This window comes from Streptomyces sp. NPDC048197, from assembly GCF_043202395.1.
Lineage (GTDB): Bacteria > Actinomycetota > Actinomycetes > Streptomycetales > Streptomycetaceae > Streptomyces > Streptomyces siderophoricus.
In genome coordinates this window covers 1-13,832 of record NZ_JBIDAJ010000001.1, presented here as the reverse complement: position 1 = coordinate 13,832, position 13,832 = coordinate 1, and the positions used below count along the sequence as shown (strand labels likewise).

At 70.7% G+C, this 13,832-nt stretch carries 12 protein-coding genes; 3 read left to right on the top strand and 9 right to left on the bottom strand.

What is annotated here, in order from left to right:
- Positions 1-171: 171 nt before the first annotated feature.
- Together ACGF4C_RS00060 and ACGF4C_RS00055 are read left to right on the top strand one after the other, a co-directional pair.
- On the top strand, positions 172-882 hold the full coding sequence (locus ACGF4C_RS00060) for a DedA family protein (RefSeq protein ID WP_393561980.1): 711 nt from the start codon (positions 172-174) through the stop codon (positions 880-882).
- Positions 883-1,346: 464 nt separating this feature from the next.
- Positions 1,347-3,029, top strand: a complete 1,683-nt coding sequence (locus tag ACGF4C_RS00055) for a threonine/serine exporter family protein (RefSeq protein WP_393562797.1) — start codon at positions 1,347-1,349, stop codon at positions 3,027-3,029.
- Between the two features lie 70 nt (positions 3,030-3,099).
- Here ACGF4C_RS00055 and ACGF4C_RS00050 read toward each other — a convergent pair whose 3' ends face one another.
- From ACGF4C_RS00050 to ACGF4C_RS00010, 9 genes are all read right to left on the bottom strand, one after another.
- Positions 3,100-3,978, bottom strand: coding sequence for a hypothetical protein (locus ACGF4C_RS00050; protein ID WP_393561979.1), 879 nt, complete (start codon positions 3,976-3,978; stop codon positions 3,100-3,102).
- A 142-nt stretch (positions 3,979-4,120) separates the two neighbouring features.
- Positions 4,121-4,303 carry a linaridin family RiPP gene (locus ACGF4C_RS00045; RefSeq protein ID WP_362137175.1) on the bottom strand — a complete coding sequence of 61 codons (183 nt, stop codon included), beginning with the start codon at positions 4,301-4,303 and terminating at the stop codon, positions 4,121-4,123.
- A 127-nt stretch (positions 4,304-4,430) separates the two neighbouring features.
- The gene (locus tag ACGF4C_RS00040; protein WP_393562795.1) at positions 4,431-5,012 is read right to left on the bottom strand and encodes a hypothetical protein; all 582 of its coding nucleotides are present in this window, start codon (positions 5,010-5,012) and stop codon (positions 4,431-4,433) included.
- A 2-nt stretch (positions 5,013-5,014) separates the two neighbouring features.
- Positions 5,015-6,028 carry an alpha/beta fold hydrolase gene (locus tag ACGF4C_RS00035; RefSeq protein WP_393561978.1) on the bottom strand — a complete coding sequence of 338 codons (1,014 nt, stop codon included), beginning with the start codon at positions 6,026-6,028 and terminating at the stop codon, positions 5,015-5,017.
- Between the two features lie 72 nt (positions 6,029-6,100).
- Entirely contained in the window at positions 6,101-6,448 is a 348-nt protein-coding gene (locus tag ACGF4C_RS00030) for a helix-turn-helix domain-containing protein (protein WP_362137173.1), read from the bottom strand.
- A 41-nt stretch (positions 6,449-6,489) separates the two neighbouring features.
- The gene (locus ACGF4C_RS00025) at positions 6,490-7,251 is read right to left on the bottom strand and encodes a class I SAM-dependent methyltransferase (RefSeq protein WP_393561977.1); all 762 of its coding nucleotides are present in this window, start codon (positions 7,249-7,251) and stop codon (positions 6,490-6,492) included.
- Positions 7,252-7,561: 310 nt separating this feature from the next.
- The gene (locus tag ACGF4C_RS00020) at positions 7,562-9,046 is read right to left on the bottom strand and encodes a phytoene desaturase family protein (protein ID WP_393562793.1); all 1,485 of its coding nucleotides are present in this window, start codon (positions 9,044-9,046) and stop codon (positions 7,562-7,564) included.
- Positions 9,043-11,010, bottom strand: a complete 1,968-nt coding sequence (locus ACGF4C_RS00015) for an ABC transporter ATP-binding protein (RefSeq protein ID WP_393561976.1) — start codon at positions 11,008-11,010, stop codon at positions 9,043-9,045. Before ACGF4C_RS00015 ends, ACGF4C_RS00020 begins: the two co-directional genes overlap by 4 nt.
- Positions 11,011-11,438: 428 nt before the next feature.
- Positions 11,439-11,930, bottom strand: coding sequence for an inorganic diphosphatase (locus tag ACGF4C_RS00010; RefSeq protein ID WP_030414975.1), 492 nt, complete (start codon positions 11,928-11,930; stop codon positions 11,439-11,441).
- Positions 11,931-12,016: 86 nt separating this feature from the next.
- Between ACGF4C_RS00010 and dacB the strand changes: the two genes are divergently transcribed.
- Positions 12,017-13,606, top strand: coding sequence for a D-alanyl-D-alanine carboxypeptidase/D-alanyl-D-alanine-endopeptidase (gene dacB, locus ACGF4C_RS00005; RefSeq protein WP_393561975.1), 1,590 nt, complete (start codon positions 12,017-12,019; stop codon positions 13,604-13,606).
- Positions 13,607-13,832 lie beyond the last annotated feature (226 nt).

The following is a 13,832-nucleotide window of genomic DNA, read 5'->3' as shown; positions in this document are numbered from 1 at the left end:
CAGCGGTGGGGGAGCGGTCGGGTGGGGGCCGCGGCGGGCGCCTGGAACCGAGGGGGGCCGCGGGGCGTTGATAGCTTTGGGCCGACACCCGGCGCCCGGGCCCGTCCACCGCTCGTACCCCGCTCGTCGCACCGCACGATCCGGCGCCCTCGACCCAGGAGCCTTCACCCCGTGAATACTCTCGCGCTCGGCCCCCAGTGGCTGGACCCGGACTATCTGATCGCGACGTTCGGCCTGATCGGCGTCCTGGTCATCGTCTTCGCGGAGTCCGGCCTGCTGATCGGCTTCTTCCTGCCGGGCGACGCGCTGCTGTTCACCACCGGCCTGCTGGTCACGACGAACAAGATCACCCAGCCGCTGTGGGCGGTGTGCGTGCTGATCGTGCTCGCGGCGGTCCTCGGCGACCAGGCCGGCTACCTCTTCGGCCGCAAGGTGGGGCCGTCGCTCTTCAAGCGGCCCGACTCCAAGCTCTTCAAGCAGGAGAACGTGGTCAAGGGCCATGAATTCTTCGAGAAGTACGGCCCGAAGTCGCTGATCCTGGCCCGCTTCGTGCCGATCGTCCGGACGTTCACGCCGATCATCGCGGGCGTGAGCCGGATGAACTACCGCCCCTTCATCACCTTCAACCTCATCGGCGGCGCGCTGTGGGGTGCGGGTGTGACGCTGATGGGCTCGCTGCTGGGCAACATCAAGTTCGTCCACAAGAACATCGAGATGATCCTGATCGCGATCGTGCTGATCTCGGTCGTGCCCATCGTGATCGAGTTCCTCCGCGCCCGCGGCAAGGCAAAGAAGGAAGCCCCGGCCGGACCCACCGGCCCCGGCCCGCACGGCGCCACCGCCGCCGAACCGGCCCGCCGAGGCCGCCACGCCAAGCGCTGACCACGACGGGCAACCGGACCACCGACACCAGCCCCCTCCGACCTTCCTCCCACCCACTCACGGGAGGGGACGGGCCGGAGGGGGCTTGTGTGTGGACGTAAAGCGAAGCAGTCCACACACAAGCCCCCGGAGGACCGTCACCGCACCCACCACAAACCCAGCCCGCCGCAGGCGCCACGGCGAGCAACCCCCACGGCGGGACGGCCGGCTACGTGGGAGGCGCCGCAAAGCGCAACGGCGGGCATGCAAGCATCGTGGGTAGGCGGCCAGAGCAGCGCAGCACCCGCAGAGCGCAGCGATTCGGCACAGGAGGAGCGAACACCGTGGCGTCGGACCCACAACGCGGCCAGCGCAACACCGACAGCGACAACAACGGCACCAAGCCCAGCGGCACCAAGCCCAGCGGCACCAAGCCGAGCGACACCAAGCCGAGCGACACCAGGCCGAGCGGCAGCGGCAGTGGCATGGGCCCCATCGAGGACCGCAAGCCGGCCTCCGACGAGGCGCACAGCGCCTTCACGCCGCCGCTCGGCGTGCCGTACCCGCCGCTGCCCGAGGACGAGCACCCCACCTCCGAGTTCGCCCTGCCCGCGGGCCTGCGCCCGGAGCCGCCCGCCGAGCAGGAGGGCTCCGCGTTCACCCCGCCGGCCGGCACCACCACGGGCCAGACCCCGGTCCCCACCCCGGTGGGCGCCACCGCCATGGGCCTGGCCTTCACGCCGCCGCACGGTATCCCCACGGTCAGCCTCACCAAGGAGGCGCCGTGGCAGGACCGGATGCGCACGATGCTGCGGATGCCGGTCGGGGAGCGGCCGGTCCCCGAGCGCCGGGAGCGCGGCGACGAGGACACCGGCCCGGCCGTCCCCCGCGTCCTCGACCTGACCCTGCGTATCGGCGAGATCCTGCTCGCCGGCGGTGAGGGCGCCGAGGACGTCGAGGCGGCGATGTTCGGTGTGGCGCACGCCTACGGGCTGGAGCGGGTCGAGCCGACCGTCACGTTCACCCTGCTGTCGATCTCTTACCAGCCGTCGCTGGTCGACGACCCGGTGACGGCCAGCCGGACGGTGCGGCGGCGCGGGGTGGACTACAACCGGCTGTCGGCGGTGTTCCGGCTGGTCGACGAGATCACCTCCGAGGGGATCACCCTGGAGGAGGCGTACCGCGGGCTGGCCGAGATCCGCCGTAACCGGCACCCGTACCCGAGCTGGGCGCTGACGGTGGCCTCCGGGCTGCTGTCCGGTGCGGCGTCGATGCTGGTCGGCGGCGGGCCGCTGGTGTTCCTCGCGGCGGCGGTGGGCTCGATGCTCGGTGACCGGCTGGCGTGGCTGGCGTCCGGGCGGGGGCTGCCGGAGTTCTACCAGTTCGTGGTGGCCGCGATGCCGCCGGCCGCGGTGGGTCTGGCCTTCGGGCTGGCGCACTCCAGCGTGCAGGCGTCCGCGGTGATCACCGGTGGGCTGTTCGCACTGATCCCGGGGCGGGCGCTGGTCGCCGGGGTGCACGACGGGCTGACCGGCTACTACATCACCGCCGCGGCCCGGCTGCTGGAGGTCGGCTATCTGATCGTCGGCATCGTCGTCGGCGTGCTGAGCGTGCTGTACATCGGGTTGCAGGTGAGTCCGGGCCTGAAGCGGCTCAATCCGGAGCAGGCGCTGGGCTCGTACAACGCGCCGCTGGTGCAGACCTTCGCGGCGATGCTGCTGGCGCTGGCGTTCTGCGTCCTGCTCCAGCAGGAACGTCACACCGTGGCGTTCGCGACGCTGAACGGCGGGGTGGCGTGGGTGGTGTACGGCGCGCTCGCCGACGTGGCGGGGATCAACCCGGTGCCGGCCACCGCGATCGCGGCCGGTCTGGTGGGCCTGTTCGGGCAGCTGCTGTCGCGGTACCGGTACGCGTCCGCGCTGCCGTACGTGACCGCCGCGATCGGCCCGCTGCTGCCCGGTAGTGCCACGTACTTCGGGCTGCTCAACTTCGCCCAGGGGCATCTGCCGCAGGGGCTGACGTCGTTGGTGCAGGCGGCCTCGCTGGCGCTGGCCATCGCGGTGGGGGTCAACCTCGGTTCCGAGGTCGCCCGGCTGTTCCTGCGGGCGCCCGGGTTGCTGGAGGCGGGCGCCGGCCGCCGCGCGGCCAAGCGGACCCGCGGGTTCTAGCGGGCGGCCCCGTCCCGCGCTCCGGGGGGAGACCCCTGGGGGGAGACACCCCCCTGGGGTGTCTCCCCCCTCAGGCCGCGGCCTTGGCCGTCAGCGCGGACTTCGCGCCGTCGGTGAGCGCGCGCCGTGCGCTGTGGGTGAGGGCGGGCTGCTCGCTCTGCGCGAAGACGTAGAGCAGCGCCGGGTGGGTGGCGCCGAAGGCCAGCACGAAACGGTTGAGGCCCATGAACTGCCCGATGCCCAGGTGGAAGAGCGTCATCGAGCCGAGCCATGCCTTGGCGGCGGGCTTCGGCAGCACGAAGACCAGCGGGAAGCCGACCTCCGCGGCGACCGTTCCCCAGGTGATGAGCTTGCCCAGCATCGGGTACTTGTGCACGAGCTGGTAGATGCGCTGGTCGCCGTAGTTGTGGGTACGGATGACGCCGCTGAACGCCTCGCCGCTGAGCCACACCGGGGAGACGAGCTTGACCACGCCGGACGCGACGTAGGAGATGGTCGTCTCCAGGGCCAGGGCCCGCATGGCCACGTCGCGGGCCTTCTCGCCGTCCTTGAAGGTGCCGGTCGAGGCCAGGACGATGTTGATCACCTGCTGGAGCTGGTCGGCGCCGTCCCCGCCGAAGGGGGAGCGCAGCCGCCCGGCGGCGCCGGTCACCGCGAGCACGGCGCTGCCCGCGGTGCGGACCGCGCGCTTGTGGCCCCAGATCAGCGTGGCGGCAGAAGCACCCGCCTGCACTCCGTAGAGGGCGGCCGCTGCCTTCTTGGATTCGAGGGCGCGGGTCAGCCGGGGAAAGCGCTTGGCGAACTTGGGGCGCATGTTCGCAATCTGGCCGCTCAGCATTTCGCCGTCTTCGAACTTACGCGTCTGGCTCAGCATTTCCAGTGCGGAGACCAGCGTACCCAGCGAAGCCACTCGGCGTGCCGTGACCTCGGGCGGAGCGCTGAGGAACATGGTGGGGTGCTCCCGATTGTGATGCGAGTACGGTGGGTATGGAAAACGGCGGCACGGTATGCGTATCGGGCGTACCGTGCCGCCGCATCTTTCATCGGACGGGACTAACGATGCCGGTCAGCATCGCCTGCCGGTCGGATGGTCAGCGCTGGATGTCCTTGGTGACCTCGTGCAGCGCGTAAGCGGTGGCGGAGGTCACGGCGACACCCTCGGGGGTGGCGAGGGCGGCCAGCGGGGTGAGCATGGTCGGGGTCGCGTCGTTGCCGATGCGGCCCGGGGTCACGTCGGCCAGCTCGGTGTTGGCGAAGTCAGCCACGATGGACATGTGTTTCCTCTTTCTCTCAGAAAATCTCAGAGCGAGTTCTCCAGCCGTTCGGCGGGAGGGCGCGGACTCACGCGGCAAAGGTGCCGAGTGAGCTCGCAGCTTCCAGTCGAGAGGGTTGATCGGCTCGCTATGCGGCTAGCAAAGATGGGGCGTTGGCAGGGGTGACGTCTCCGTCCAGAGGGAATTCCAGGGAGACGAAGACGGGATCGATGTGCCGGTCTTCCGGGCTGGTGGGGAAGGAATGCAGCAGCATGAACTGGCTGTGCGTGGTGCCTTCGGCGTGGGGCAGGTGGAGCTGGATGTAGCGGGCCAGCAGCCGGTATCCGGACGCCGTCGTCACGGGGAGCACGTCCGAGCCGAAGGCGACCGCCTGGGCGAGGGTGTGCTGGGTGGCGTCGAACAGGGCCTTCGGGGCCCGGTTGCGGGCGTTCCAGGCCAGTGCGTACCACGGCCGGTCGCGGACGATCGGCACCTCCGTCCACTCACCGGGCTTGCCGTCCACGATGTCGCGGTAGAGCAGGTGGTTGTCCTTGGTGCCGGGGTTCGGCCCGAAGAAGCGCCAGTTGGGGGTCGGGATCCAGACCTTGCCGCGGCGCATGAGGTTGTCGAAGCGCTGCTCGGGGATCTGTGCCACGGCCGTCGCGGCCAGCCATGCGGCGAGTGACGCCGTCACGGCGACGGTCTTGACCCGTTCGGTGTTCACTTTCATGATCACGTGAGTTCCTCCTCCCGCTCCGCGGCCGGGCGCTTCTTGGTGGACGTGGACGGCTGCCACGACGGTCCGAGCGGACCGGAGGGCGGTTCGCCGGCGATCAGCTCCGCCACCTCTTCGGCGTGCGGCTGCACGGCGAGGATGGACTCGTGGTCGGAGCCGTTGACGAAGTGGTGCCGGGCCCGGTCCGAGATGACGGCCAGCCTGGCCTGGATCCCGGCGTGCAGGGTGTTGTCACCGAAGTTGTTCTCCGCCGTGACGACGGTCAACGGGCAGTCCAGATCGGTCAGTTCCGGATAGGTCATGGCGTCCCGGTACTCCCGGTAGGCCTTGGCCCAGGTGCGGGGGTTCGCCAGGAATGCCGTGTAGCTGCGGTTGACCTCCGGGCGGTACTGCTGGTGCGCGTTCATGGCGGGGCGGAAGACCGAAAGGCCCGTCGCCGCGAACACCTGCTCCATCAGCATGCGCTGGTGGGACCACCGGTCGACATCGGTACGGCGGGAGTGGCGCAGGCTGACCACTTCGGTGGCGTCGATCATGACCACGTGGGTCACGCCCTGCACCGCGTCCGGATGCCGTGCCGCGTAGGCCGCGACGAAGTATCCGCCCAGGGAGTGGCCGGCCAGGACGACCGGAAGGTCGGCGATGTAGGTGTCGCGCAGCTCCTGCAGGAGCTCGAAGTGCGGCTCCAGGCCGTATTGGGTGGACGGCGTGCTGAGCCCGTAACCGGGACGGTTGAACCGCACGTATCCCATGTCTGCGGGAAGTGCGCCGCAGATCCAGTCCCAGTATTCCTGGGGCGCACCCATACCGTTGTCGAACAGCACGGCGCGCTGCGCCTGCGGAGGAATATGGACGTCAACCTCGACGAGGCTGCCGTCCGGCCTCTCGTGCAGCAGGTAACGGCGCGCACGCTCGCGCTTACCGGTGAATCGCGTTACCGCACCGGTCAGAAGGCTGGCGCCGGCCAGACCGGCCATGCCGACGGCGAATTGGCGCTCAAGAGACGCCACATTCCCCTCCCCCGAATTCGAAGTGGCTGTTGCCGAGAAACCTAACACGCGGTTCCCGGATAAAATAACGAGTTAATTGACTCTTTGTGCGGGGTGCGTCCGCCCGCGGGGCATCGGTACACGGACCCCGGCGCTCCGGGTGTGCTTCCGGAGTTCCATGTACAGCTCGCCTATCGTGGCCTTCAGGTTGGCGATCTCTTGGGTGAGTTCGGCTGTCCGGGAGGCATTTTCAGAAGTCTTGCCACTCTCACCGGCGAGGCCATTACGGGCCCCCTCAATAAACTGCCGGCGCCAGTTCGAGACGGACTGCTCGGAGACTCCTGCCTCGCGAGCTGCTTCGGCTGCGGTCAGTTCGCCGGTCACCACTCTCAGTACCAGAGCGAATTTCTTGTCTGCCGGCAATATCGGAGGACGTCCCACGTGCGATCCTCTTTCGTCATCCGTTTTTCTGGGTGCTGCCCTCAGTGCTTGAGGTAACTGCAGATGAACATCGGGGCGCGTTCGCTGTAGGGACTTCCGTCCCAGTGCGCGAGGTGGGATTCGGGCGTGAGCCCGGCCGCCAGGGCATAGCCGTCGATGTCCTCGGGCGTGGTCAGCCGGGTGAGTTCGGAGCCGACCCGAGTGGTCCCGTCGGCCTGGTACAGGATGTGCGAGCAGTGCCACAGACCGCCCTCCAGCAGGGTGGAGTGGGTCTGCACGCCGGTGCCGGGCTCCGGGTGGGGCAGGAAGTAGGTGGTGCGGGTGAGGCCTTCGTGCATGGCCAGGATCGGCGGCTTGTTGTGCGTCTCGATGACGAGCCGGCCGCCGGGGGCGACGAGATCGGCCGCGCGCCGGACGGCCTGCTGCTGGTCCTGGGGCGTGGTGAGGCACGAAAGCGTCGCGCACACGCAGTACACCAGCGCATAGCGGGATTCCGAGGTGTAGGTGCGGATGTCGCCGTGCACCGGAGTGACGTTCCCGGCGCCGTCGTTCAGTTTGACGCGGAGCGTGTCCAGCATCTCCGGCGAGGAGTCCACGCCCGTTATGTGGCCGACCTTCCCGGAGAGCGGGAGGGCAATGCGGCCGGTGCCGACGCCGAACTCAAGGGTTCCCCCCTCGGGATCGGGATGGAGGGCCGCCAGCCCCTCGACGGCGGCGGCGGTAATGGCGTCGTCCGGGATCAGCCGGTCGTACCAACCCTCGAACTGCCGCCCGTAGCCTATGTCCTGGACCCCGTTTTCCACCCGAGCTTCCCCTCTCTTTTGCCCCCACTGTCGATGCCCGGGGAACGTCAAGAAGACGAAGAGCGAGGCAAGGCGTGATACGCCAGCGAAGGGCGGCCGGGCGGAAGAACCGCAGCCGTCTGCATGGTTGGTCAGACCAGCAGCTGATGCCGATCCCCTGATGACGTCTCAACGAAGTGTGGGGGGAGTAACTTTAGAACGAACAATATCAGCCACGTCTGCGGGCTGGCAATCGATTATCTGGCGCAATCCCCATGCCTGCACGGGCCGTTGGGGGTGGTTGACGACGAAACAGATGAGTGTTCCTGCATTAGTGCGCAGGGCTGAATTGGCGCGGTGTCGGCGAGAGTGACACATCGGCTGCGTTGCGTATACCGAAACAATGCCGGAGCGCGGAGAGCGCCGCGAAATAGCCGGACATGCCGTGCACGCCGGGCCCCGGCGGGGTGGCCGAGGAACACAGGAAGACGCCGGGCAGCGGCGTGCGGTACGGATCGAGGCGCGGGACGGGCCGGGCGATGCTCTGGTACAGCGTCATCGCGCCGGTGCCGATGTCCCCGCCCACGTAATTGGGGTTGTAGGCCTCGTACGACGCGGCGGGCACGGAGCGGTGCGCGAGGACGGTGTCCCCGAAACCCGGGGCGTAGCGCTCGATGCGGGCCCGCACCAGCTCGAACGGGTCGGTGGGATCGCCGTTCGGCACATGCGCGTACGCCCACACCGGGCGCTTCCCGGGCAGTGCGCGTCCCGGATCGGTCGCCGCCGGGTCCACGACGAGCACGAAGGGCTCCCGGGTGCGGATCCGGTGGGCGGTCGCGGTCTCCTGCCGGACGATGTCGGCGCGGGTGCCGCCCAGATGCACCGAGCCGGCCCGGCCGACCGCGGGATCGGCCCAGGGGATCGGCTCGGAGACCAGGAAGTCGACCTTGGCGGCGCCCGGGCCGTACCGGAACCGCGCCAGGCCGCGCGCGTAGGAACGGGGCAGCCGGTCGCCGGCGAGCGCCAGCAGGTTCTTGGGGCTGGTGTCGAGCAACACCGCGCGGGCGCCGTCCAGTTGGCCGAGGTCCGTCACCTCGTGACCGGTGTGGAAGACGCCGCCGTGCGCGGTGATGTCCGCGGCCAGTACCTCGGCGATGCGGGCGCTGCCGCCGCGGGGCAGTGGCCAGCCCGAGCCGTGCGCGAGGTGGCCCAGCAGCACGGCCACCGCGCCGCCCGCCGGGCTCGGCAGCCGGCCGACCGCGTGGGCGGCGACCCCGGTGAGCAGGGCGGCCGCCTCCGCACCGCGGAAGTACCTCGCACCGAGCGCGGTGCCGTGCACCGCCACCCGGGCCGCCAGCAGCAGGGCCGCCGCCGGGTCCCGCGGCAGCCGGCGCTGCCCGTTCATGATCAGGCCGACGATGCCGTCGCTGTGCTCCACCAGCGGCGCCATCAGCCGCCGCCAGCGCGGGCCGTCGGCGCCCAGGTGCGCACAGGTCTCGGCCAGCGACCGGTACGCCAGGGCCGCGCGGCCCCCGTCGAGCGGATGGGCGTAGGCGATCTCGGGCTGCAGCAGCTCGACGCCGCGCTCCGCCAGGCCGAACGCCCGGAAGAACGGGGAGGCGGCGGCCATCGGGTGGACGGCGGAGCAGAGGTCGTGCAGCACTCCGCTGTCGAAGAGGGGAGCGGTGCGCAGCCCGCCGCCGATGGTGTCGGCCCGTTCGTACAGCGCCACCCGCAGGCCGGCGCGGGCCAGCACCACCCCGGCCGCGAGTCCGTTGGGCCCGGTGCCCACGATCGCCACGTCGGTGCCGTTCACCACTGCTCGTCGCTCCTGATCGGACGGAGCCGGATGGTCTGCTCGTTGAGGGTGGCCGGCGGCAGCCCGCCGAAGGCCAGGGAGAGGGAGAGCGTGGTCTCCGTGTCGCGGGGCGCCGTGCGGTCCGGGTAGCGGGCCGGGGCCTGGGCCTGGGCGGGGACACGGCCGCCGGAGTCGGCGTGCAGCTGGGAGCCGGCCAGCCGGCGGTAGAGCGGATCGCGCGTCATCAGGTCCTGGTGCCGGCCGGTGGCCCGGACCCGGCCGTCCTCCAGCACCACGATCTGCTCGGCGTCGATCACCGTGGAGATCCGGTGGGCGATGGCGATGACCGCGCAGTGCCGGGAGACCCGCTGCAGGACGTCACGGAAGTCCCGCTCGGAGTCGGAGTCGAGGTGAGAGGTGGCCTCGTCCAGCAGCATGACCGCCGGCTTCTGCAGCAACGTGCGGGCGATGCACAGGCGTTGGCGCTGACCTCCGGACAACCCGCTGCCCTGGTCGCCGAGTTCGGTGTCGAGGCCCTGCGGGAGATTGGCCACCACCTTGCCGAGCCCGGCCATCTCCACCGCCCGCCGGATGTCGTCCTCACCGGCGTCGGGGCTGGCGTAGGTCAGGTTCTCCCGGACGGTGCCGCGCATCGCCGCGCTGTCCTGCTGGACGTAACCCACCAGCCCGCGCAGCGAGTCGAGGGGCAGGGCCTCGATGTTCCGGCCGCCGACCAGGATGGTGCCGCCGCCGGCCGGATAGAAGCGTTCGATCAGCTGGAACAGGGTGGTCTTGCCCGCGCCGGACGGCCCGACGACGGCGGTCAGCCCGCGCGCCGGGACGCCGAACGAGACGCCGTGCAGGACCTGGGTCCGTCCGCCGTCGTCGCCGCGCTCGTAGCCGAAGCGGACGTCGCGGAACTCCACCGCCGCCCGGCTGTGGGCCGGCAGGGCCAGCGGCGCGGCCCGGGAGGCGTCCACCGTTCCGCTGCCCTCCTGGGGCATGGCGGCCAGCTCGTCGACCTTCTGGATGGCGGCCCGGCCCTGGACGAACTGGCCCACCGCCATGAAGAACATCACCAGCGGAGAGACCAGCTGGAACAGGTACATGATGAACGTGGTCAGGGCGGCCATGGTCATCTCGCCGCGGGCCACCCAGGCCATGCCGACCCCGACGACGACGGCCAGCGCGCCCTGCGTGCCGACGTTCATGGCCGGCGTCAGCAGGGCGCCGTAGGCGGTGCCCCGGATGCCGGACCGCCGGGCCCGGCCGGCCAGCATGCCGATGCGGCCGGCCTCCCGGGACTCGGCGCGGGACGCCTTGACGGTGGGCAGGGCGGAGAGCACGCGCTGGACAGCGGTGCCGAACGCGCCGATGTCGTCGCGGTTCTCCATCGCCACCTTGCGCAGCTTCCGGGCGAGTAGAAGGGAGACGACGCTGGCGGCGCCGAGACAGCCCAGGGTGATGACCATCAGTCCGACGTCGATGGTGAACATCAGCACCACGCCGCCGAGCACCGTGACGCCACTGGTGATCAGCTGGGTCAGGCTCTGCGAAAGGGCGATCTTCACCAGTGAGGTATCGGTGACCGTGCGGGTGAAGATATCGCCCTGCGGCCGTTTCCCGAATGCGGTGAGATCGGCGCGCAGCAGACGTTCGGTCAGCAGCCGGCGGACGTCGAAGACGATGTTCTCCCCGGCCCGGCCGATGACATAGGCCTGGAGCGAGGTGAGGAGCGCGCCGGCCAGGAAAAGGGCGACGAGCCAGGCGATGGGGGTGCCCAGCGGTTCGCCGCGGCCCGCCGCCTCGATCAGGCGGCCGATGGCCACCGGCTGGGTGAGCGAGGCGGCCACTCCCACCAGGCCCAGTGCCACGCCTGTGACCAGCAACTTCGTGTGTTGTCGGAAGACCGTGGCGACCAGTTTGCCGTCGCGTGGTCTGTTCCTGCTCCTCTGGCTTGCGCGGCCCACGCGATCTGCCATGAGTGCTCCCCCCGCTTTGACGACGGTCGCGCCGGGCGCGACCCAGAGAACCGCCTTGCCTATTGGGGTGCTCTCGTCAAGACGGCGAAGCTAGCACCGCCGTGCACTGTCAAGTTATGGGTTAATTGGCCGCCGGGAGCGCGATGCGCGGAATAGGCGGGACGCGGACGCGGCCGGCGTAAGTTAATTTATCTCGCGCTTATTTCGTAATGAATCGCCGAGTGGACGGCCGCCGCACGCAGACTTTACTTTTCCTTCCCCGCTTTTTACCGGTGATCGGGAATTTCGCCGGCCGCCGGCGTGTTGCGCACTGCGGCGCGGACCCGGCGCGGGGCGCGCACCGAACGGACGACGGGCGGCACCCGGATGGATGCCGCCCGTTCGCGTACGAAAATCACCGGGCGCCGACCGGCGCCCGGGTGCTTCGATCAGTGCCCGCCGTGCGCCTCGGCGCGCTTGTACGAGGCCTCGATCTCGGCCTCGGCGTCCGCACGGCCGACCCAGTTGGCGCCCTCGACGGACTTGCCCGGCTCCAGGTCCTTGTAGACCTCGAAGAAGTGCTGGATCTCCAGGCGGTCGAACTCCGACACGTGGTGGATGTCACGCAGGTGCTCCACGCGCGGGTCGGACGCCGGGACACACAGCAGCTTGTCGTCGCCGCCGGCCTCGTCCGTCATCCGGAACATGCCGATGGCGCGGCACTTGATGAGGCAGCCGGGGAAGGTCGGCTCATCCAGGATGACCAGGGCGTCCAGCGGGTCGCCGTCCTCGCCCAGGGTGTTCTCGACAAAGCCGTAGTCCGCCGGGTAGCTGGTCGAGGTGAAGAGTCGACGGTCCAGGCGGATCCGACCGGTCTCGTGGTCCACCTCGTACTTGTTCCGCGAACCCTTCGGGATCTCGATGGTGACGTCGAACTCCACGGGTGGCTCCTCCATGATCAACACATACGTCTGGTGATTAAGTGTCCCCCACGCAGGTGTGTGGTGGCGAAAGGGGCTGGTCCGAGGTGCCGGAGACCAGGAAATGGCAGGTCAGATGGCAGTCGGCGCAGCGTTCGGCGCAGCGCACCGCACGGGACGCGGCCGACGCGGCCGGGCGCTCGGCCCGGGCGGCGGCCGGCACCGTACGGCAGGCCTGGCAGGACACCCCGCGGCACACCCAGCAGACCTGGCGGCTGACGGCGGTCTCCGCAGCCACCGGCCTGACGGTCGCGCTCGTCGCGGTGGCGGCGGCCGGCCCGTGGGACTCCGGTCAGCGTACGGCCGAGCGCGCCGAGGCGGCGGTGGTCGACGGATCCAGTGGTGAGCATCACGCCGCGGAGCCCGACCGTCCGGCGCCCAGCGCCGCGCCCGTGCTGCCCGCGCTCGGCGTCCGCCCCGCCGCGGGCACCGGCCGGGGCGCGGCACCGGTACCGACCGGCGCCGGGCTCGCCGACGCCCTCGCACCGCTGCTGAAGGACCCGGCACTGGGCCCGCTGCGCACCGCCTCCGTGGTGGACGTCGCGGCCGGCCGCGAGGTCTTCGGGTCCGGCCAGGGCAAGGCCGCCATCCCGGCCTCCACGGTCAAGCTCGCCACCGCCGTCGCCGCGCTGTCCGCCCGCGGTCCGGAGCACCGCATCGACACCTCCGTCGTCACGGCCGGCAAGGACCGCATCGTCCTCGTCGGCGGCGGCGACCCCACGCTCACCGTCCGCGCCCCGCAGCCCACCGCCGCCGAGCAGCCCGCGAACCTCCGCACCCTGGCCGACGCCACCGCCCGCGCGCTCAAGCAGCGGCACCTCACGACCGTGCACCTCGGGTACGACGCCTCCGCCTACTCCGGGCCGGTCGAGCACCCCATCGGCCCCAACGAGAACCTCGCCCCGGTCACGGCGCTGATGACCGACGAGGCCCGCCTCGACGACAGCGACCACGGCCCGGCGCCCCGCGACGCGGACCCCGCCGGGGCCACCGCCCGCACCTTCGCCGACCTCCTCCACGAGCGCGGCATCACCGTCGACGGCACCCCCAACGGCACCAAGGCCCCCGCCCACGCCCAGCGGCTGGCCGCCGTCCACTCCCTCCCCCTCTCCTCCCTCGTGGAGCGGATGCTCACCTACAGCGACAACGACATCGCCGAGGCGCTGGCCCGGCAGGCCGCACTCGGCTCCGGCCGGCCAGCCAGCTTCGCCGGCGCCGCCGAGGCCGTCCACCACGCCCTCGCCCGCCAGCATCTGCCGCTGGCCGGCGCGGTCTTCAAGGACGGCAGCGGCCTGGACCGCGACGACAAGGTGTCCGCCGCGCTGCTCTCCCGCCTCCTGCTGCAGGCCGCCGCGCCCGACCACCCGGCCCTGCGGTCCGTGGTCACCGGCCTCCCGGTGGCGGCCTTCACCGGCACCCTCAGCAACCGCTACACGGGCCAGAGCGCGGGCGCCGGCGCGGTCCGCGCCAAAACGGGCACGCTCACCGGCGTCAACACCCTCGCCGGCACGGTCGTCGACGCCGACGGCCGCCTGCTGGTCTTCTCCTTCATGACCACCGGCACGACCGATGCGGCGGGCGCGCAACGGGCACTGGACAACTTGGCTTCCGCCGTGGCCAATTGCGGGTGTCGCTGACTTCCCACGTACTCGGCTGCAGCGCCGTGGTGGTGCCTCGCCGTTGCGCTTTGCGGCGTCTCCGTACGTAGCTGTCTGTCCCGCCGTCGGGCTTGCTCGCCGTTGCGCCTGCGGCGGGCTGGGTGGGTGTCGGGTGCGGTGACGGACCTCCGGGGCCGGTTGTGTGGACTGCTGACGCTTTACGTCCACACAACCGGCCCCTCCGGCCCGTCCCCTCCCGTTGGGG